This is a genomic window from Bacillus sp. LR--39 (assembly GCF_053613335.1).
The window spans coordinates 1-535 of sequence record NZ_JBSIOT010001503.1 but is presented as its reverse complement, the minus strand read 5'-3'; the positions used below and the strand labels follow the sequence as shown (position 1 = coordinate 535).

Annotated in this window: 2 protein-coding genes; both read left to right on the top strand. The window is 42.8% G+C overall.

All coding sequences use genetic code 11. The features are described 5' to 3' along the window. Positions 1–95 (top strand): hypothetical protein (locus ACWHAR_RS31430; RefSeq protein ID WP_452088973.1); only part of this gene is annotated, 95 nt, incomplete at its 5' end. A 13-nt stretch (positions 96–108) separates the two neighbouring features. Then, a partial coding sequence (gene rsmG, locus ACWHAR_RS31425; protein ID WP_452088972.1) for a 16S rRNA (guanine(527)-N(7))-methyltransferase RsmG occupies positions 109–535 on the top strand: 427 nt, incomplete at its 3' end.

Sequence of the window (535 nt, the reverse complement as noted above, 5' to 3'; positions counted from 1 at the left end):
CCCAGGCTTCCCGCATTTCCGGTGTAAACCCGGCGGACATTTCAATTCTATTGGTGTATTTAGAGCAGGGACGCATTGCGAAGATAGCCGAATAGAAAGGATGACGGCATGAATATTGAAGAATTCACTTCTGGTTTGGCGGAAAAAGGGATCTCCCTTTCTCCCCGTCAGCTGGAGCAATTTGAGCTGTATTACGACATGCTGGTTGAATGGAACGAAAAAATCAATCTCACTTCAATAACAGAGAAAAAAGAAGTGTATTTAAAGCATTTTTATGATTCCATTACAGCTGCTTTTTATGTCGACTTCAATCAGGTGAACACGATTTGTGATGTTGGAGCGGGAGCGGGTTTTCCAAGTCTGCCGATAAAAATATGCTTTCCGCACCTCAATGTCACAATCGTGGATTCACTGAATAAACGGATCACGTTTTTAGAAAAGTTATCTGAGGCTTTGCAATTGGAGAATACAACATTCTGCCATGACAGAGCTGAAACGTTCGGGCAACGGAAAGACGTGCGTGAAAGCTATGATA